19 protein-coding genes are annotated in these 20,833 nt (G+C 41.2%); 16 read left to right on the top strand and 3 right to left on the bottom strand.

Features of this window, described 5'->3' with window-relative positions:
* The first annotated feature begins 8 nt into the window (after positions 1-8).
* From leuC to C7H79_RS05660, 15 genes are all read left to right on the top strand, one after another.
* A complete protein-coding gene (leuC, locus tag C7H79_RS05730) occupies positions 9-1,430 on the top strand; it encodes a 3-isopropylmalate dehydratase large subunit (RefSeq protein WP_106706335.1) in 1,422 nt (473 codons plus the stop codon).
* A gap of 56 nt (positions 1,431-1,486) precedes the next feature.
* On the top strand, positions 1,487-2,125 hold the full coding sequence (leuD, locus tag C7H79_RS05725) for a 3-isopropylmalate dehydratase small subunit (RefSeq protein WP_106706334.1): 639 nt from the start codon (positions 1,487-1,489) through the stop codon (positions 2,123-2,125).
* A 26-nt stretch (positions 2,126-2,151) separates the two neighbouring features.
* Positions 2,152-3,213, top strand: a complete 1,062-nt coding sequence (leuB, locus tag C7H79_RS05720; protein WP_106706369.1) for a 3-isopropylmalate dehydrogenase — start codon at positions 2,152-2,154, stop codon at positions 3,211-3,213.
* A 155-nt stretch (positions 3,214-3,368) separates the two neighbouring features.
* Positions 3,369-4,481 (top strand): aspartate-semialdehyde dehydrogenase, encoded by a 1,113-nt coding sequence (gene asd / locus C7H79_RS05715; RefSeq protein ID WP_106706333.1) that lies wholly within the window; start codon positions 3,369-3,371, stop codon positions 4,479-4,481.
* 280 nt (positions 4,482-4,761) lie between these two features.
* Entirely contained in the window at positions 4,762-7,254 is a 2,493-nt protein-coding gene (locus C7H79_RS05710) for a FimV/HubP family polar landmark protein (protein WP_242447161.1), read from the top strand.
* Between the two features lie 47 nt (positions 7,255-7,301).
* Positions 7,302-8,099: a tRNA pseudouridine(38-40) synthase TruA gene (truA, locus tag C7H79_RS05705; RefSeq protein ID WP_106706331.1), complete on the top strand. Its 798-nt coding sequence runs from the start codon at positions 7,302-7,304 to the stop codon at positions 8,097-8,099.
* 25 nt (positions 8,100-8,124) lie between these two features.
* Positions 8,125-8,742 (top strand): phosphoribosylanthranilate isomerase, encoded by a 618-nt coding sequence (locus C7H79_RS05700; RefSeq protein ID WP_106706330.1) that lies wholly within the window; start codon positions 8,125-8,127, stop codon positions 8,740-8,742.
* Positions 8,739-9,938, top strand: a complete 1,200-nt coding sequence (gene trpB, locus C7H79_RS05695; protein ID WP_106706329.1) for a tryptophan synthase subunit beta — start codon at positions 8,739-8,741, stop codon at positions 9,936-9,938. The genes C7H79_RS05700 and trpB overlap by 4 nt, the downstream gene beginning before the upstream one ends.
* Positions 9,939-10,005: 67 nt before the next feature.
* Positions 10,006-10,893, top strand: coding sequence for a tryptophan synthase subunit alpha (gene trpA / locus C7H79_RS05690; protein ID WP_106706328.1), 888 nt, complete (start codon positions 10,006-10,008; stop codon positions 10,891-10,893).
* A 12-nt stretch (positions 10,894-10,905) separates the two neighbouring features.
* Positions 10,906-11,775: an acetyl-CoA carboxylase, carboxyltransferase subunit beta gene (accD, locus tag C7H79_RS05685; protein ID WP_106706327.1), complete on the top strand. Its 870-nt coding sequence runs from the start codon at positions 10,906-10,908 to the stop codon at positions 11,773-11,775.
* Positions 11,776-11,795: 20 nt separating this feature from the next.
* A complete protein-coding gene (gene folC, locus C7H79_RS05680; protein WP_106706326.1) occupies positions 11,796-13,151 on the top strand; it encodes a bifunctional tetrahydrofolate synthase/dihydrofolate synthase in 1,356 nt (451 codons plus the stop codon).
* A 15-nt stretch (positions 13,152-13,166) separates the two neighbouring features.
* Positions 13,167-13,868 (top strand): SPOR domain-containing protein, encoded by a 702-nt coding sequence (locus C7H79_RS05675; RefSeq protein WP_106706325.1) that lies wholly within the window; start codon positions 13,167-13,169, stop codon positions 13,866-13,868.
* A gap of 84 nt (positions 13,869-13,952) precedes the next feature.
* On the top strand, positions 13,953-14,459 hold the full coding sequence (locus tag C7H79_RS05670; RefSeq protein WP_106706324.1) for a CvpA family protein: 507 nt from the start codon (positions 13,953-13,955) through the stop codon (positions 14,457-14,459).
* Between the two features lie 108 nt (positions 14,460-14,567).
* A complete protein-coding gene (purF, locus tag C7H79_RS05665) occupies positions 14,568-16,088 on the top strand; it encodes an amidophosphoribosyltransferase (protein ID WP_106706323.1) in 1,521 nt (506 codons plus the stop codon).
* Between the two features lie 111 nt (positions 16,089-16,199).
* A complete protein-coding gene (locus C7H79_RS05660; protein ID WP_106706322.1) occupies positions 16,200-17,378 on the top strand; it encodes an O-succinylhomoserine sulfhydrylase in 1,179 nt (392 codons plus the stop codon).
* A 46-nt stretch (positions 17,379-17,424) separates the two neighbouring features.
* On the opposite strand, the gene C7H79_RS05655 is transcribed toward C7H79_RS05660, so the two are convergent.
* Together C7H79_RS05655 and C7H79_RS05650 are read right to left on the bottom strand one after the other, a co-directional pair.
* Positions 17,425-17,916 (bottom strand): peptidylprolyl isomerase, encoded by a 492-nt coding sequence (locus C7H79_RS05655; protein ID WP_106706321.1) that lies wholly within the window; start codon positions 17,914-17,916, stop codon positions 17,425-17,427.
* Between the two features lie 30 nt (positions 17,917-17,946).
* Positions 17,947-18,528 carry a peptidylprolyl isomerase gene (locus tag C7H79_RS05650; protein WP_106706320.1) on the bottom strand — a complete coding sequence of 194 codons (582 nt, stop codon included), beginning with the start codon at positions 18,526-18,528 and terminating at the stop codon, positions 17,947-17,949.
* Positions 18,529-18,669: 141 nt separating this feature from the next.
* Between C7H79_RS05650 and cysS the strand changes: the two genes are divergently transcribed.
* Positions 18,670-20,055, top strand: coding sequence for a cysteine--tRNA ligase (gene cysS / locus C7H79_RS05645; RefSeq protein WP_106706319.1), 1,386 nt, complete (start codon positions 18,670-18,672; stop codon positions 20,053-20,055).
* Positions 20,056-20,066: 11 nt separating this feature from the next.
* Here cysS and C7H79_RS05640 read toward each other — a convergent pair whose 3' ends face one another.
* Positions 20,067-20,825: a class I SAM-dependent methyltransferase gene (locus tag C7H79_RS05640; RefSeq protein WP_106706318.1), complete on the bottom strand. Its 759-nt coding sequence runs from the start codon at positions 20,823-20,825 to the stop codon at positions 20,067-20,069.
* Positions 20,826-20,833 lie beyond the last annotated feature (8 nt).

Below are 20,833 nucleotides of genomic sequence, written 5' to 3'. Positions count from 1 at the left end.
AATTACTGATGCAAACGTTATACGACAAGCTTTGGAATCAACATGTAGTGCATACTGAATCTGACGATCCGGGCAGTATGACGCTGCTTTATATTGACCGCCATTTAGTGCACGAAGTAACCAGCCCGCAAGCGTTTGAGAGTCTGAAACTGGCCGGCCGAAAGCCTTGGCGCCTTGATTCTATACTTGCTGTTGCAGATCACAATGTTCCGACTACCGATCGTAGTCAAGGTATTCATGACCCTGTTTCCCGCTTACAAGTCAGTACGCTGGATCAGAATTGCGATGAATTGGGTATTACTGAGTTTAAGATGAATGACTTGCGTCAGGGTATCGTGCATGTCATTGGTCCTGAGCAAGGCGCGACCTTGCCGGGCATGACGGTGGTTTGCGGAGATTCACACACGAGTACTCATGGCGCATTTGCATGTTTGGCAGTTGGTATTGGCACATCAGAGGTAGAACATGTATTAGCAACGCAATGTTTGTTGATGAAAAAATCTAAATCTATGCGCATCCTGGTGGAAGGAAAGCTGGGGTTGGGGGTTACTGCAAAGGATATTGCTTTAGCGATCATCGGTGAAATTGGTACTGCGGGTGGAACTGGTTATGCAATTGAATTTGCAGGCAACGCTATTCGCGCGTTATCGATGGAAGGACGAATGACGCTGTGCAATATGGCGATTGAAGCAGGCGCACGTGCGGGTATGGTGGCTGTCGATGATACAACCATCGATTATATCAAAGATCGACCGTTTGCTCCCAAAACCGAACTATGGGATAGCGCCGTTGCATATTGGCGCACACTGCATAGCGATACCGATGCAGTGTTTGACCGAACAGTGACATTAGATGCTGCTAAGATCAAACCTCAGGTGACTTGGGGTACCTCCCCTGAAATGGTAACAACAATTGATGGAATCGTGCCTGATCCTTCGCAAATTGCTGATGAAGTAAAACGTCATGATATGCAGCAAGCGTTGAACTACATGGGACTAAAAGCCCATACCCCGATTCAGCAGATTACTCTGGATAAAATTTTCATCGGTTCCTGCACCAATTCGCGTATTGAGGATTTGCGCGCAGCGGCACACATTGTCAAAGGGAAACATGTTGCGGCTAATATCAAGCAGGCACTGGTGGTTCCAGGCTCAGGCCTGGTTAAGAAACAAGCTGAACAAGAGGGATTGGATCAAATTTTTCTCGCAGCTGGATTTGAATGGCGTGAACCTGGGTGTTCTATGTGTTTAGCAATGAATGACGATCGATTGACTGCAGGTGAGCGCTGTGCTTCAACCTCCAATCGAAATTTTGAGGGCCGTCAAGGACCCGGAGGCAGAACGCATTTGGTCAGCCCAGCAATGGCTGCTGCTGCTGCAATCGCTGGACATTTTGTTGATGTGCGTAACTTAGTAACTAATAATGAATAGCAGTTTTGCAGCTATTTACGAGCCACAATTACGATTTGATAACTACGATTAAATCAATGGAAAAATTTCAAACAATGACTGCTCTGGTGGCACCAATGGATCGAGCGAATGTTGATACCGATGCCATCATTCCGAAACAGTTTCTCAAATCAATTAAACGCTCTGGTTTCGGTCAAAATTTATTTGATGAATGGCGCTATCTGGATCATGGCGAACCGGGAATGGATTCGTCGCAACGTAAACCGAATCCAGAGTTCGTATTAAACCAACCTCGTTACCAAGGCGTGCAGATATTGCTGGCACGAGCAAATTTTGGTTGCGGATCAAGCCGTGAACACGCCCCTTGGTCGCTCCAGGATTATGGTTTTCGCGTCATTATTGCTCCCAGTTTTGCTGACATTTTTTTTAACAATTGTTATAAGATCGGCTTGCTGCCTGTTGTCCTTGATGCAGCTGTACTGGATTACTTATTTGAACAAGTAAAATCAACAGAAGGGTATCGTTTGACGGTAGACCTCCTAAATCAAACCGTAATTACACCCCAGAATGAGGAATTTACATTCGAAATTGATACTTTCCGCAAACACAGCTTGTTAAATGGTTTGGATGATATTGGCCTAACCTTGCAGCACGCGGAAAAAATTAGTCAGTTTGAGCAGAAACGACGTATTGAACAGCCTTGGCTGTTTTTGTGAGCGTCAGTGTTGAGAGTGGGATAGAAATGAAAATTGCTGTGTTAGCGGGCGACGGTATTGGACCGGAAATTGTTGCTCAAGCTGTGCGTGTATTAGATGCTTTAAGAACTGATGGTTTGGGTATCGAATTGGAGTATGGACTGGTCGGAGGCTGCGCAGTTGACGCTACTGGGGAGCCGTATCCTGAAGCGACCCATCGGTTAACCAGCCAAGCGGATGCAGTTCTTTTAGGCGCTGTTGGAGGCCCGCAATATGATGCTTTGCCGCGCGAGCAACGTCCTGAGCGCGGCTTGCTTGCGATTCGCAAGAAGCTTAATTTATTTGCTAACCTGCGTCCCGCGATACTGTACCCCGAACTTGCCAATGCCTCAAGTTTAAAATATGACGTAGTTGCAGGTCTCGATATTATGATTGTGCGTGAATTAACCGGGGATATATATTTTGGCGAACCGCGTGGGATCGAAATGCGTAATGGAGAGTATGTTGGGTTTAATACGATGATTTACAGTGAAACTGAAATACGACGCATTGCGCACGTAGCATTCCGAGCTGCTTTGAAACGTCAGGGTAAACTGTGCTCAGTCGATAAAATGAATGTGTTGGAATGTACACAATTATGGCGTGATGTTGTTACTGAGGTCGCCAAGGAATATCCGCAAGTGAGTTTATCGCATATGCTGGTGGATAATGCTGCCATGCAATTGGTTCGAAATCCAAAGCAATTCGACGTCATAGTTACCGGAAATATGTTTGGCGACATATTATCTGACGAAGCTTCAATGTTAACTGGATCGATTGGCATGTTGCCTTCCGCTTCGTTAGATGACAATAATAAGGGATTGTATGAACCTATTCATGGTTCAGCGCCCGATATTGCCGGCAAAGATGCAGCGAATCCGCTTGCGACAATACTGTCAGTAGCCATGATGCTACGTTACACATTCAATCAGGAAGAGGCCGCTAAGCGCATAGAGAATGCAGTTAAAAAAGTTTTAGCGGCGGGCTACAGGACGAAAGATATCGATGAAGCCGGTATGAAATCTGTAGGTACAAAAGTCATGGGTGATACGGTTCTGGCAATGTTGTAAATGTGCTTACTTAATAACAAATTAGTGCATGATTAGGAAATAAACGGGTAATTGATGCGTTAATCTTTTTGTGGCCTTTTATAAAGTAAGTTACTATTTAAGCGTTATTTTATATTTGATCAACGGATTGTCAATTTTAGAGAAAGAGATAAGCAATGAAGCAAGTTGGTTTTGTGGGTTGGCGAGGGATGGTCGGATCTGTGCTAATGCAGAGAATGCGGGAAGAAGAAGATTTTTCTCTGATTGATCCTGTTTTCTTTACAACTTCACAAAAAGGTGGCTCAGGCCCTGAGATTGGTAAGGAAGTGCCCCCACTAAAAGATGCTTTTGATGTTAATCAGCTTGGCGCGATGGATATTATCATTTCCTGTCAGGGAGGAGATTATACCAATCAAATTTTTAAACAATTGCGTCAGTCGGGCTGGCAGGGATATTGGATAGATGCTGCTTCCGCATTGCGCATGGAAAAAGATGCTGTGATTATATTGGATCCGGTCAATAAGCCTTTTATTGAGCAGGCGCTTCATGAGGGGGTAAAAAATTATATTGGTGGCAACTGCACAGTTAGCTTGATGCTAATGGCAGTTGGCGGTCTTTTTGAGAAAAACATGGTGGACTGGATGAGTGCCATGACTTATCAAGCTGCCTCGGGTGCTGGAGCTAAAAATATGCGTGAATTGCTGCAACAAATGGGTGAAGCGCATCGAGTTGCAAAAGATTTACTTGATAATCCCGCTTCCAGTATTTTAGACATTGATCGTGAAGTCGCAGGTACACTACGTGATAAAAAATTCCCAACGGGAAATTTCGGTGTTCCGCTAGCGGGCAGTTTGATTCCATGGATTGACAAGGAGGTCGCTAATGGACAAAGTCGAGAAGAATGGAAAGGACAAGCCGAAACCAACAAAATTCTAGGAAGAAGTGATCAGCAAGTTCCTGTTGATGGTATTTGTGTACGTGTCGGTGCAATGAGATGCCATAGTCAAGCGTTAACCATCAAGCTAAAACAAGATGTACCGTTAGATGAAATAGAAGAAATTATTGCAAATTCGAATGATTGGGTAGAAATCGTTCCCAATCAGAGAGAGGCAACAACCTCACAATTAACGCCAACTGCGGTAACGGGTACTTTATCAATACCGGTAGGGCGATTACGCAAACTGACAATGGGTGGTGAATACTTATCTGTTTTTACCGTAGGCGATCAATTACTTTGGGGTGCCGCAGAGCCATTGCGTAGAATGCTGCGCATACTGATTGCACACTAAATATCTTTTATCGATATCATTAATTCAATAGCCAAAGTATTTTTAGTATTTCCGGGTTTAATCTTTCGATACTACATTGGCCAGTATTGATAGATAGAACCAGCAGCTTGAAGTGCATATAATTTGCAGCTTGCATTTATTTAGTGAGGTGTTTTTTTCTAGTATGAGCTTGTTTAAAATGAATTAACCTATAATTTGAGGCATAATCGAAGTTTGTGTGAGTATGTTGTAATGCTAGCTTTTCGATATTTATTTCCAAAAAACTAGAGAGGGTACTTCGGTGTATAAAACATCTTTTAAAGTAAGCTTGTTTGCAATTATTCTGATGTTATCTTCAGTTGCGGTTCAAGCAGCCGGACTCGGAAAGTTAACCCTCAATTCAGCGTTAGGGCAGCCCTTTAGCGCTGAAATCGATATTGTAACGACCAATAGTGATGAAATTCCATCTCTAGAAGCCAGCGTGGCTACTCGTGAAGCATTTGTACAAGCCGGTATCAATTATGAATCTATCTTATCGGCTTTCAAAGTTTCAATCGAATCGAGGGCAAATGGTAATCCCTATATCAGATTGACTTCGCCTCAAGCTGTCAATGATCCGTTTTTAATGTTATTGATGGAGTTAAATTGGTCTTCAGGGCGCATTTTGCGGGAATATACCATTTTACTCGATCCTGTTGAGTCACAACCCCGGAATCTGGTAGCTGCAAATACAAATTCCACATCCATAATTGGTACGTCAGGATTTGATACAGAAAGGTCGTCTGGTATCGAAAAAAATAATCCGAATACAAATTCGATTCAATCGACTGCCGATACCTCTAGTCGATCTAAAAAGACCTATGGTCCGGTTAATCGGGGAGATACCTTATCATCGATTGCGCAACAGGTGCTTCCGGCTGGTGTCGATCTTAATCAAATGCTGGTTGCGCTTTATCGAGCTAATCGCGATGCCTTTATCGCTAACAATATGAATTTACTCAAGGCAGGCGCAATTTTGAAAGTGCCTGAGAAAAATGAATTAATAGCAATTGATCCATCAATTGCTAGAGCTGAAATAAAAACGCAAATAGCGGATTGGCGTAATTATCGGGAACGACTGGCAACAATCAATAAAGAATCTTCAGCGCCTCATACAATCAGTCAATCAGATCAGGGGCAGATCACAACCAGTATTGATAAGAAGTCCGAGTCTACTCCGGATGCACCCAAAGAAATTCTGAAACTTTCTAGCGGAGCACAGTTACTAGATGAAGATGGTCAAATTACTGAGTCTACATTGGTTGATCGTCTTCGTATGATGGAAGAGGATGCGATTGCACGAAATCTTGCATTAAAAGAAGCTAATGAACGTGTAGCCATGTTGGAAAAAAGTGTTGAGAACTTGAAGCAATTATTAGAGTTGAAGGATTCGGTATTAGCTCAGGCACAAATTAAGGCGGAATCTATTCCAACAACAACCAGTGAACCAGAATCACAATCTCATACAGATGGGGTTTCGGTAAATGAAATTGTAGAATTGGATTCTACATCGATGCAGCACGAAACAGCGAAAACTCAACCAACCGTGGAAGAATCTGCGATCAATCCGTCATTAATACCTGATCAAGAGGCAGATCAATCCTTGATTGATCAGGCGTATGAATATATAGAATATATTGGTGCAGTATTAATTCTTCTGCTGTTACTTGTTTTGTTAATTGTAAAAAAACGCCGCAACCAATCACAAGACGATGAAGATGTAGGTGGTAATGAAGAAAAATTTTCTTCAGCAATGCGTTCTCGAATAGCCTCAATGGCTGCCGCAAAGGCTGTACCTGTTACTGAGGTAGATCAAGCTTATGAAAATATGGATCATAACCAGTCTTTCCAACATGCTGACTCATACTCTGAAGCAGAAGATTCAGAGGGGTTTGATAAAGATGTTGATTTGTCATCTGATGAACATAGTACCGAGTATGCATTGCCATCTGAGTCTGAAACTGAATCGATCACGGAATCGCTGGTCAACGATGAGACTATTTCGGAAGATTTAGATCAAAATGGCAATGCTATCGACAGAAACTTAAAGGAAGATTCTGAAGAGGAAAATAGTCCATCGATTGATTCCACAAAAGATAAAAATTCTACCGGATTTGCAAATCAAATTGATTTTGATTTGAGTGATGAAGCTAATGAGATTGTGGCGAGAGGAAAAACTGAACTTAGTGATGGCAAGGAATTAAACGAAACTGAAAAAATTTCTGATTATTCGGTAGAGATTAATTTTGATGAGCCAGATCAATCTCTTGACTCTGTCAACCTAAAAGACAAAAATGCAGCAGAAAATAATGAAGATTTTGAGTTTTCTCATTCAGAGATTGACCTGACAGATAGCCAAAACCAAAACGAGATTGAAATTACTGCGCTCAGTAATGATATTAGCAGCAGCGATACAAGACAGCCTGTTTCCGATCATGATCCCTTGGAATTCGATCCATCTCCAGATATTGAACAAAATGCTAAAGAGTCAAATTCATCACCGATAGTCCCTGAGCTTGATTTGACCGCCATTAATTTGGATCTTGAAGATTCTGGAGTAAGCGAAAATAAAAATGAGGATTTAGGCGATCAAAATGAGCTGTGGCAGGAGGTTGAGACCAAAATAGATTTGGCAAAAGCTTATCAGGAAATGGATGATAAGGAAGGCGCTAAAGAAATGCTTGAAGAGGTTATTCGAGACGGTGATGCAAAACAAAAAAAAGCTGCAAAGAAAATATTAAAAGATCTGCAATGATTGTTCTTTAGTTTATTGTAGTTTATTTGTAAAGGCAGTTTTTATTTGTGCGAATAATTTTGGTTCTAGAATATGATGGTAGTCGTTATTGTGGATGGCAAAGTCAACCGGAAAATTGTTCGATACAGGATGCGCTGGAAGCTGCCTTATCCAAAATAGCACAGGAAAAAATACGCGTAATCACTGCAGGAAGAACCGATGCAGGTGTTCATGCGCTCTATCAGGTGGTACATTTTGATACCTTTGCTCAACGCTCTATCAATGCGTGGGTGCGTGGTGTAAACGCGCTTTTGCCTGACGATATTGCTATTTTGTGGGCGTCTGAAGTATCCGCCAAGTTTCACGCTAGGTATAGCGCACTTGAGCGACGTTATCTCTATTTGTTACTTAATCAGCCAGTGCGTCCAGGGATTAATCATAAAAAAGTCGGATGGTTTCATCAGCCGTTGCAATTGGAAGTAATGCAGCAAGCCGCTAATATCTTGATTGGAGAACATGATTTTTCTTCGTTCCGGGCAGCTGAGTGTCAAGCAAAATCTCCTGTACGTATAATTACACAGTTAAAAATTGTTCGCCATGGAAATTTATTTATTTTTGATTTGTGTGCCAATGCATTTTTGCAGCACATGGTGAGAAATATCATTGGTTGTCTAGTTTATATTGGAAAGGGGAAATATTCCTCAGAATGGATGCTTGAGTTGCTAGAAAGCTGCGATCGAACATACGCTGCACCGACTTTCTCTGCTGCAGGTTTATATTTAAAAGGTGTGAGATATGACCCCAGTTGGGGTATGCCAGAATTAGCTGAAATGCCCATTATTCCAAACCTATTCTTATATAATTAAATATTCTAAGCTTATTAATCACTGTATGTCAGTACGCGTAAAAGTGTGTGGAATTACTAGATGTGAAGACGCCGCAGCAGCAATTCAATCAGGTGTTGATGCTGTCGGTTTTGTTTTCTGGCCCCAGAGTACACGTTATATTGATCCTAATTTGGCGCGCCATATAGCTTCAAATATTCCGCCTTTCATTTGTACTGTTGGTGTTTATGTTGATCCAGATATTGCCTGGGTTGAGGAAACTGCTCGAGTAGCCAAGTTAAATCTGCTTCAATTTCATGGCGATGAGACACCAGAATTTTGTAATCAATTTTCCCAACCTTATATTAAAGCAATTAGAGTAAAACAAGGTACAGATTTGTTACAATATGCTGAACGATATAGCACCGCAAAAGGTTTATTGCTTGATACTTATGTATCCAGTATGCCGGGAGGTACCGGACATGCGTTTGATTGGGATCTCATCCCCAAACATCTGCCTTTGCCGCTTATCCTTTCTGGTGGCTTGAATCCGACCAATGTGTCTATGGCAATTCAAAGGACCCAGCCATGGGCAGTCGATGTTTCCAGTGGAGTGGAAATCTCTAAAGGTATTAAAGATGAAAAAAAGATTTTTGCTTTCATGCAAGGAGTAAAACAACTGTGAGTGTTTATGATCTTCCAAATAAAAAAGGTCACTTTGGCCCGTATGGAGGTGTGTTTGTCGCTGAAACATTAATTTCAGCGCTGGAGGATTTGCAAAAGCAATATGAATTTTATCGTAATGATGCGGATTTCCAGTCGGAGCTTTCTGATGAATTAAAACATTATGTTGGGCGTCCTAGCCCCATCTATCACGCTAAGAGATGGTCTGAATATTTAGGCGGCGCACAAATACTGTTAAAACGTGAAGACCTGAATCATACCGGGGCGCATAAAATAAACAACACAGTCGGGCAGGCTCTATTGGCTCGACGCATGGGGAAAAAGCGTGTTATCGCGGAAACCGGTGCTGGTCAGCATGGTGTGGCTAGTGCTACGGTTGCGGCGCGTTATGGCATGGAATGTGTGGTCTATATGGGTTCTGAAGATGTTAGACGTCAGGCAACCAATGTTTATCGCATGAAACTTCTGGGAGCGACCGTGGTGCCAGTAGAATCGGGGTCGCGAACATTGAAAGATGCATTAAATGAGGCGATGCGTGACTGGGTTACTAATGTTGAAAATACCTTTTATATTATTGGTACAGTAGCCGGCCCTCACCCGTATCCGATGATGGTGAGGGATTTTCAAGCTGTAATAGGAAATGAGGCTAAAACTCAAATGCAAGAAGATTTCGCTCGACAACCGGATGCGCTTATTGCTTGCGTCGGTGGAGGATCAAATGCTATTGGTTTGTTTTATCCCTATATTGATGATGTCAATGTTCGACTGATAGGTGTCGAGGCGGCGGGAAAAGGGATCGATACCAATCAACATGCGGCAACCTTATCGATGGGCAAGCCCGGGGTATTGCATGGTAACCGCACTTATCTTATTCAAGATGACAATGGTCAGATTATTGAAACGCATTCAATTTCTGCCGGTCTGGATTATCCTGGTGTAGGGCCAGAGCATGCTTGGCTTAAAGATTCAGGACGTGCTGAGTATGTTGCAATCACTGACGATGAGGCGCTAGCAGCATTTCACACATTGTGCCGGTACGAGGGTATTATGCCAGCACTGGAATCAAGCCATGCACTGGCTTACGTAGCCAAATATGCACCTACTTTGCCTAAAGACAAACTGTTGCTAGTTAATTTATCGGGTCGTGGTGACAAGGATATGGCAACAGTTGCACAAATGTCCGGTTTAACGCTGTAATCAATTTGCCATCAGGGTCGTTAATTAGTAATTTTTCTAAAAAAAGAATTGAGAGCGGATTGAGCAGATGAGTCTAGATAGTATTAAAAATTTACTAAATCTTTTTAATAGGCAAGGTGATACTAAAAGAACTAATCGCATTGCTAAAACATTTGCGGGATTAAAAGAACAAGATCGAAAAGCCTTGATTCCTTTCATTACAGCAGGCGATCCTCATCCTAAGTATACCGTTCCATTGATGCATCAACTGGTTCAGTCAGGTGCTGACATTATCGAATTAGGTGTTCCTTTTTCCGACCCCATGGCAGATGGACCTACTATCCAAAGATCTTCCGAACGTGCGCTAAAACATCATGTCAGTCTGAGCGATGTGTTGAAAATAGTAGCTGAATTCAGAAAAACAAATACCAGTACACCGATAGTGTTGATGGGATATGCAAATCCTGTTGAAGCATTAGGTCATGCTTCATTTGCCGCTAAAGCAAGAGATTGTGGCGTGGATGGTGTTCTTATTGTCGATTACCCACCAGAAGAGTCAAGTGAATGGGTGCAGTGTTTGGATCAACATGAAATTGATGCGATCTTTCTATTATCTCCCACAACGCATCAACAGAGGGTTGAGCAAGTGGCAAAGATGGCGAAAGGATTTATTTATTATGTTTCTCTTAAAGGAGTTACTGGAGCATCGCACTTGGATCTGCAAGATGTCAATACTATGTTGATGCAATTGCGTCAGTACATTTCGCTTCCGATTGGCGTCGGATTTGGCATACGCGATAGCGCGACAGCCAAGGCGGTAGCAGAACTGGCGGATGCCGTGGTTGTAGGTAGTTGGATTATTGAGGAGATCGAGAAATGTTCTGAGTCAGAATTATTGAATAACGTCGGAAGTCTGATAAAAAAAATACGTGTTGCTATTGATGAAATTCAAAGAAATGTTGACAATACATTGTAGGGAACAGTTTTCATGAGTTGGTTCCAGAATATAATTCCACCCAAAATTAAACGCAAAGAAGCCGGTGAAAAGAAGATAGTTCCAGAAGGTTTGTGGAGTAAGTGTAAGACTTGCGAAGCAGTCTTATACTACACAGATCTGGCAAAGAATCTAAATGTTTGCCCTAAATGTGATTTTCATAACCGTATTTCTGCAAGATCTCGTCTTGATCAGCTGCTGGATCACGAAGGGCGGTCTGAAATTGGTGTCGAAGTGGTTGCGACCGATGCATTGAAATTCAAGGATAGTAAACGTTATGTCGATCGCTTGGCGCAAGCCAAGGAAAATACGGATGAGGATGACTCTCTAGTAGTTATGCAAGGAACCATAAAAACAGTTCCAGTTGTTGTTGCGGCGTTTGAATTTGGTTTTATGGGGGGGTCGATGGGTTCTGTAGTAGGCGAAAGATTTGTTCGGGGTGTTAAGACTTGTGTTGATAACCATATGCCGTTTATTTGTTTCAGCGCGAGTGGTGGTGCGCGCATGCAAGAAGGACTGTTTTCCTTAATGCAAATGGCTAAAACTACTGCTGCATTAACGCGATTGAGTCACAATAAGCTCCCATTTATTTCTGTTCTGACAGACCCAACCATGGGTGGTGTATCGGCAAGTTTTGCTTTTATCGGGGATGTTGTAATTGCGGAGCCAGGAGCACTTATTGGTTTTGCTGGTCCTCGTGTGATTGAGCAAACTGTTCGACAGACACTTCCAGAAGGATTTCAACGCGCTGAATTTTTATTGCAACATGGCGCGATTGATATGATTGTCGATCGAAGGCAAATGCGCGACAAAATTATCAATATTTGTACACAACTGATGCGTATCCCAACACCAATATCTTAATTTCAGATCAATCAAAAGCAATGGATACGCCAGGTAAACTCCCTGTTTCAGTTGCGGATTGGTTAAGTTATCTTGAAGTGTTTCATCCCCAAACGATTGAATTGGGACTGGATCGAATCAGTCGCATTCAATCAGAGCTTGCATTGCACCCGCAATTCCCTATTATTATTGTCGGCGGAACTAATGGTAAAGGCTCAGTCTGCGCAATGCTTGAATCCATATTACATTGCGCAGGCTATGAAGTTGGTTGCTACACTTCTCCTCATTTGCTGCACTATAATGAGCGGATACGCATCGGTAAAAAAGACATTGATGATAAAAAACTGTGTAATGCCTTTGCGCAAATATTAGCAGCTTGCAAGTCCCGGGCTATCTCGTTAACCTATTTTGAATTTGGCACATTAGCCGCAATGTATTGTTTTGTCCAGGCAGGCGTCAATGCGGCAGTTTTAGAAGTTGGGTTAGGAGGGCGTCTTGATGCGGTTAATATATTTGATGCTGATTGTTCAATCTTGACTAGTGTCGAGCTTGACCATGTTGATTACCTGGGTGAGACGCGGGAAAAAATAGGTTATGAAAAAGCCGCGATTTTTAGAAAAAACAAACCGGCAATTTGCGCAGATATTGATATACCACAATCCGTTATTCAGCAGGCTGAGAAGAATGGTGCCAATTTATTTCAGATTAACGAACAATTTGGTTTTTCAAAGCGAGAGATACATTGGGATTTTTGGGGATCCAGAAATAGATGCTATTCTCTGCCATTCCCTGCTTTAAGAGGGGAAAAACAACTACAAAATGCTAGCGCCTGTCTGGCGGCCTTAGATACGTTGAGGGAAGTACTACCCGTCAGTATGAATAACATACGCCAAGGTTTGATTGAAGCAGTTATTCCAGGGCGATTTCAAGTCGTGTCAACTCAACCGCTGATTATTCTGGATGTCGCGCATAATCCTAGTGCGGCAATGGTGCTGTCACAAAACTTACGAGCAACAAGGACGACTGGACAAACTTATGCAATTATAGCTATGTTGCAAGATAAGGATATCTATGGTGTTATCAACGTATTGAGAAATGATATTGATCACTGGCTCGTATCTTCCGCCAACTCTTCTCGAGCTGCTACGGCGGATTATCTGATTAATGAAATACATAAGGCTGAGGCTTCACGAGCTGCTACAGTAGATTGTCTGACTAATGAAGTCCATAGGGTTGAGACTTCACAGGATGAAAATATTCGAAAATTTCCCAACACTGTTTCCGCCTTTGTATTTGCCTGTGAACAGGCGGGTAAAAATGATAGAATCTGCGTATTTGGATCTTTCTATACGGTGAGTGACGTGTTGCAATATCTAAACACGCATCAGAGCAAGTAATAATTGGGTTTGCTTATGACTAAAAATATCACTGAAGAAGAATTATTACTTCGAAAACGTGCTAGAAGACGTTTGGTTGGCGCAATAGTTCTGGTTCTTGTTTCCATCATTGTTTTACCAGCCATATTCGATGAGCCTAAACCAGACAATGAGATGCATGAAATTGCCATAAATTTACCAGGAGTTAATAAGAGTGCTATTGTTCCGAGCACAGAACAAATGATTCGAGAGACATTTAATGAATTGGATGCAACCACTGAGTTACAAAATGAACCTGAAATTTATACTCAAAATATAGAGGAAATTATTGAATCACCCACTTCTGGGAAAAGAAGTATCCCGATTCCTGGCATTAAACCAAAATTTGACAATCGGCCCGCTGCAATATTAAGTACGAACAATGTAAATTCTGCGCATACGGCCATAAATACACAAACTGCCGCGACAACAAACGCAACTGAAACAGAAAAAATCCCTGCAGATTTAGCAAAAGGATTTGTTATACAGTTAGGTGCATTTTCAGATCAATTAAAAGCCAAACAACAACATGCGAATTTAATATCAAATGGTTTTAAGGCTTATACCGAAACACTTCAAACTGGCACTAACGAAGTAACACGTGTACGAGTTGGACCTTTTGCGACTCGAGGTGCAGCTGATAATGAAATGAAAAAATTAAAAAGAATTGGATTGGACGGCGTAATAATTCCCAGGTAGCACATAAGTCATAAATTTTATGATATTAATTAGATCTACTTATTTAAATAAAATTATTCAAGCGAATTGTATTTATTTTGATCAATGACTGTTTTTGACTATGTTGTTCTCAGTATTTTTCTTGTATCTATAATTTTAAGTGTTTTTCGCGGATTTGTTCGAGAGTCATTAGCGATTGCAGGTTGGGTGGTTGCTTTTATTGTGGCTGGTGCATATACATCTTTTTTTGAACAATTTTTACCTACTGAAATAACTGGAGAAACGCTAAGATTTTCCATCACATTTGTTTTAACTTTTCTTGCTGTGTTGCTAGTTACGGCATTGATTACCATGTTATTGGCCGCCTTTATTAAAGGTATTGGGTTAGGATTTATTGACCGACTATTAGGATCAATATTTGGGTTTTCCCGGGCATTAATTATTGTGATGCTATTAGTTTTGATTGCGGGCTTAACAACGATTCCAAACCAGGTTTTTTGGCAGCAAGCAGTTTTGAGTAAGCCATTGGAGGCAATAGCATTGCAAATTTTACCATGGTTACCCAATGACTTATCTAAGCATATAAGTTATGAACGAAAAGAAAGCTCTTAGAATGAACCTATACCAGTAAAATTTTATCTTACTTGCAAATATTTGTTTCATTAAGCAAATTTATCCCCATTTTTAATCTGATTAAAGCAGAATTTACGGAGTATTTCTATGTGCGGAATTCTCGGCATTGTTGCAAAATCACCAGCTAATCAATTGCTTTATGATGGCCTATTAATGCTGCAGCATCGCGGACAAGATGCGAGCGGAATTGTAACAGCGCAGGGTAATACCTTTCATATGCATAAAGGGCTTGGTCTGGTAAGGGATGTATTTCGCACGAGAAACATGAGAGCTCTAACTGGGAATATGGGCATCGGCCATGTGCGTTATCCTACTGCGGGGTCTGCACGTTCTCCAGCGGAGGCTCAACCTTTTTATGTGAATTCTCCATTTGGTATTGTACTGAGTCATAATGGGAATCTGACGAATGCGGAGCAGCTTAACCAAGAATTATTTAGAACTGATCTCAGGCATGTCAATACTAATTCCGATTCAGAAGTGCTTTTAAATGTTCTTGCGCATGAATTACAGGAGAGCACACGCAATTGTCAACTTGATCCTGCAGCCGTTTTTGCTGCAGTGGCCGGCGTACATAAGCGATGTAAAGGTGCATATGCGGTTGTTGCTATGATTGCCGGATATGGATTGCTCGCTTTCCGTGATCCTTACGGGATACGTCCTTTGGTATTTGGATCTGCAGAAAATGAAATGGGTGATGAATATCTGGTTGCCTCTGAAAGTGTTGCTTTGGATACACTTGGATTTAAACTGATACGTGATATAGCACCTGGGGAAGCTATCTTTATTGACGAAGACGGTAACTTTTATAATAAGCAATGTGCTGACAACTTTTCATTAAACCCTTGTATTTTTGAATATGTATACTTAGCCAGGCCTGATTCTGTAATTGATGGTATCTCCGTTTATGAAACCCGGTTAAATATGGGAGAACATCTGGCTGAAAAAATTAAAAGATCAATGTCTCATTTAAATATTGATGTGGTTTTTCCAATACCAGACTCAGGTCGTCCCTGTGCTTTACAGTTAGCTAATTGTCTGGGAGTTAATTTTCGCGAGGGCTTTGTTAAGAATCGATATGTTGGTCGAACTTTTATTATGCCAGGACAACAACAACGACGTAAATCGGTACGGCAAAAATTAAATGCAATGGGTATAGAATTTCGCGGTAAAAATGTTTTGTTGGTCGACGATTCCATTGTACGGGGCACTACAAGTCGTGAGATTGTACAGATGGCGCGCGAAGCTGGCGCAAACCAGATTTATTTCGCATCCGCAGCACCTCCGGTAAGATATCCCAATGTGTATGGTATCGACATGCCAACCCGCCAGGAATTAATCGCAACCGACCGTGATACGGATGAGATCTGTGCTGAAATTGGTGCTGATTATCTAATTTTTCAAGATCTGAATGCGCTCAATCATTCCGTTTCAATTGTTTCTCAGGATGTAAAAAAATTTGAGACTTCATGTTTTGATGGAGATTATATTACTGGAGATATAACACCAGAATATTTAAATTCACTGGAATTTCAAAACGATTCCAATCGGCAATTGAATTATACTAGGTCCAAAACTCAACTGGACTTAAGTTTGGTTTTTTCCGAATAGCTTGTTTGAGAACAATAAATAAAATCACCTGATATTTTGATTAAAATCCGGCCAGCTTCAATCTGCTAAAATATTTTTTTAAACGTAATTATTGTCTGAGGTTTTGCTTACATGTCCGACCACCTACAGCCAGAAACACTTGCACTACATACTGGTATTCATCGCAGCCAGTTTAATGAGCATTCTGAAGCTATGTATTTAACCTCAAGCTTTGTATTTGATAGCGCTGCGCAAGCCGCTGCGCGTTTTGCCGGGGACGAACCTGGTAATATATATTCACGATTTACTAACCCTACCGTAACAGCATTTGAAGAGCGACTTGCTGTACTGGAAAGCGCCGAGACATGTATTGCAACATCTTCTGGAATGTCAGCAATACTTGCATGTGTTTTGGGATTGTTATCTGCCGGCGATCACATCGTGGCATCACAGAGTCTATTTGGCGCAACAGTAAATTTATTCAATAACATACTTAAGAAGTTTAATATTGACACGACTTTTGTATCGGCTACCGATGTACATTCTTGGCAAGCTGCCGTACAACAAAATACCAAGCTATTTTTTCTGGAAACACCTTCTAATCCATTGACAGAAGTATCTGATATCTCAGCGTTATCTGAGATTGCGAAAAGATCAAGCATTTGGCTAGTTGTCGATAACTGTTTTTGTACTCCTATCTTACAAAAGCCACTTGAGCTTGGTGCAGATATTGTCATTCATTCCGCTACCAAATATTTGGATGGGCAAGGCAGAGTGTTAGGAGGCGCTGTTCTAGGTAGACGCGATATATTGATGGACGGTGGCATATATGGATTCTTACGTACGGCTGGACCGACGCTTAGTGCATTCAATGCGTGGGTTATACTTAAAGGGCTAGAGACACTTAAAATTCGTGTAGAGGCTCATTCCAGAAATGCTTTGTTAATGGCCCAATGGCTTGACTCTCATCCAAATGTGACGCGTATTTTTTATCCCGGCTTAATGTCTCACCCGCAATATGAGTTAGCAAAACAACAACAAAAGTCTGGCGGTGGAATTGTTTCCTTTGAAGTTAAAGGTGGTAAAGAAGCTGCCTGGCGCGTTATCGATTCGACGCGCTTAATATCAATCACTGCCAATTTGGGCGATGCGAAGAGTACATTGACACATCCTGCAACGACAACTCACGCGCGGATTGGCCAAGAAGCGCGAGATGCGGCAGGAATAACCGATGGATTGTTACGTATTGCAGTAGGATTAGAGTCAGTGCAAGATCTTCAAGCCGATTTAGCTCGAGGTTTAGCGCTATAGCTTCAGAATTTAGCACTCAGATCAGTCAAAAAGGATGATGGCGCAATTAAATTACTTCAGCTTTTTGGATAATAACATCTTCAACGGGAACATTCTGATGTCCGGCGTAATTTCCAGTTTTAACTTTCTTGATCGCGTCTACAACTTCCTGGCCCTCGACCACTTTACCAAAAACGCAGTATCCAAATCCGCGTGATGATGAATCTTTATAATTCAGAAATCCATTATTGGCTACATTGATGAAAAATTGTGCAGTCGCAGAGTGCACATCGGCCGTACGTGCCATCGCTATGGTATAAGTATCGTTTTTGAGTCCGTTAGCTGCTTCATTTTGAATAGGCGCGCGCGGTGTTTTCTGTTTCATTTCAGTTTCAAATCCACCCCCCTGAATCATGAAGTCATCGATAACACGGTGAAACAATGTATTGTCATAGAATCCACTGGTTACATAATCTAAGAAATTCTGTACAGTTTCGGGTGCTTTTTCGCTATCAAGCTCAATTTTTATCACACCTAAATTGGTTTGTAATCTAACCATTAGTTATCCTTTGTTAATTTGCGATTGTAATTATTGAATATTAATGGGTAATTTAATAATATCTTCTATAATAACATTGCTCTTGGGTACATCGGTTGGGAAAGGACCCTTTGAACCGGTTGGCATTGATGCAATTTTGCTGACGATTTCCATGCCGGAAATCACTTTGCCAAATACCGCATAACCGTAGCCGCTTTGACTAGGTGCCTTAAAATCAAGAAATTTGTTATTGGAAACATTAATAAAAAACTGTGCTGTTGCAGAATGAGGATCCGATGTACGCGCCATTGCGATCGTTCCGGTTACATTCTTTAAATCACTACCAGCCTCATTTCGGATAGGCGCTCGTGTCGGTTTTTGGTTTAATTCGATATCGAACCCTCCGCCTTGAATCATGAAGCCGGGTATTACTCGGTGGAATATCGTATTTTTGTAAAAACCATCGTCAACATATTGCAGAAAATTCTCAACGGTTTTGGGCGCTTTGTCTGGATAAAGCTCCAGAACAAAATTTCCAACATTTGTTTTTATTTCGACCTTAATATTTTCCGCGTTAGCATACAGCGGAAATGAAAATAAAAAAAGGAAAATCAAGATTTGACGAAAATGCATTGCTAGGTGTCCTAATTGTTAGTGGTAAACAGAGATTCAAAACTACATTATGTTATACTCATCGACCATTCGGGTTTCATCCAAGAAGGTTCTGGATTCTATCAAGAAGACAAGTAATTCCAAAATTTATCCATCAGTTTTATGCTCAAAATATATAACTCAATTGCTCGTGAAAAACAAGATTTTGTTCCGATCACACCTGGTAAAGTTAAAATATATGTGTGCGGGATGACAGTTTATGATTACTGTCATCTCGGTCATGCGAGAGTTCTGGTTGTATTCGACATGGTTGTTCGTTGGTTTAGAGAGAACAATTTTGATGTCAGCTATGTACGAAATATTACAGATATCGATGATAAGATCATTAAACGTGCAAAAGAAAATAATGAATCAATTGAGTTACTAACGCAGCGTTTTATTCACGCTATGAATGAAGACTGTGCGGAATTGGGAGTTTCATCGCCTACTCATGAACCACGAGCAACAAACCATGTTGAAAGCATGATTGGTATGATTAGTACGCTGGTTGAAAAAAAACTTGCCTATCGAGCTCATAATGGAGATGTTTATTATTCGGTTCATAATTTTCCTGACTATGGCAAGCTTTCCGGTAAATCTTTAAACGATCTGCGAGCAGGTGAGCGAGTCGAAATTGATTCAAACAAAAAAGACCCATTAGATTTTGTGTTGTGGAAATCAGCAAAATCTGGTGAACCTTTCTGGGAATCTCCTTGGGGGCCGGGACGACCTGGGTGGCACATTGAATGCTCTGCTATGTGCGAGCAATTTCTAGGCGTCCATTTTGATATTCATGGAGGAGGGCAAGATCTACAGTTCCCGCATCATGAAAATGAAATTGCTCAAAGTGAGGGTGCACATAACCATCCATTCGTGAACTACTGGATGCATAATGGCTTTGTTCGTGTTGACAATGAAAAAATGTCAAAATCTCTAGGTAATTTCTTCACTGTCCGTGAAATATTGAAATTATACCAACCTGAGGTGGTACGCTTTTTTATCTTACGTGCGCACTATAGAAGTCCCTTAAATTATTCGGATTATCATCTTAAAGATGCAAAGCTTGCATTGGATCGTCTCTATATCGCATTAAAAGAAGTTGAGCTTATTGATAATGCCTCAACGATAGATTGGGATAACACTTATGCGAAAAAATTTAAAGATGCAATGGATGATGATTTTAATACGCCGGAAGCTATCGCTATCTTGTTTGAACTTGCAAGTGATATCAATAAAACGGGTTTAGTCGAACACGCGGGTTTACTTAAGGCACTAGGTGGCTTGCTAGGTCTTTTGGAACAAAACCCGCAAGACTATTTGCAAAATAAAACTGTCTCTAATGAATTAAACACCGTAGCAAACGATGAAATCGAACAGTTGATCCAGAAGCGAATAAGTGCGCGTCAAGAAGGGCGGTATCCAGATGCCGATGCGATACGAAAAAAGCTTCAAGAACAGGGCATCATTCTTGAGGATAGTTCGCAAGGAACTACCTGGCGTCGTATATAGGTCATCGAAATCTAAATTCTAATTTTCCAAAGATATAACGTAGAGTTAGAGAAATCGTCGAGCTTGATACTTTTGTCAGGCGGTATATCAGGAATAATAAAAGTATTACTGATTAGAAAACTACCCGGGCGCATTTCTTTGGTGGCTTTCTGCCAAAGCGATGCCATTGGAACCGGAGACAAATAAGCATAAACAACGTCATAGCTCGAGAAATCATGGTTCCAGAAATCACCCCAAACTATTTTGCTGGTCGAACCGGAAAATATACTTCTTAATTTACTGATCAGAAAAGGTAAGGGCGCATATTCGATGCCATAAAACAAACCATTCTTGTGAGTATTTGCCAGGTTGTTTACTAATCCTCCGCACCCGCTTCCAAGATCAATAAAGGAAAAAATACCTTGTTGGGGTAATAATGTTGTTAACGCCTGGTTCACGCTTTTACTGGATAGATATAACGGTACCTGGGTTTTATAGGTTTTACCGTAGATGGATAGTAAACAAAGAAATAATACTAAGAACCAATTTGATGAAATATTCAGTGCTAACACAGCAATTGTTAGAGGCATAAAAATCAAATGGATCGGAATCCACCACATTGGCATTCTGAGAAAGAGACTCACCAACCCAGCCAGCAATCCCTGTAAGATAGCCCAATCGAGAATGCTTAAGTCTATGACTGATTGGAATCCAATCGAGAAAGCGATCAAGAATGATGTGAATATCTGGATGAGTAAGGCGATAGTAACTGTGTGCTTTATTTTGGACATAATTGAAG

Source organism: Nitrosomonas supralitoralis, from assembly GCF_003011925.2.
Classification (GTDB): Bacteria; Pseudomonadota; Gammaproteobacteria; order Burkholderiales; family Nitrosomonadaceae; genus Nitrosomonas; species Nitrosomonas supralitoralis.
Note: the sequence above shows the minus strand (reverse complement) of the source record. Positions and strands in the feature narration are given on the sequence as shown.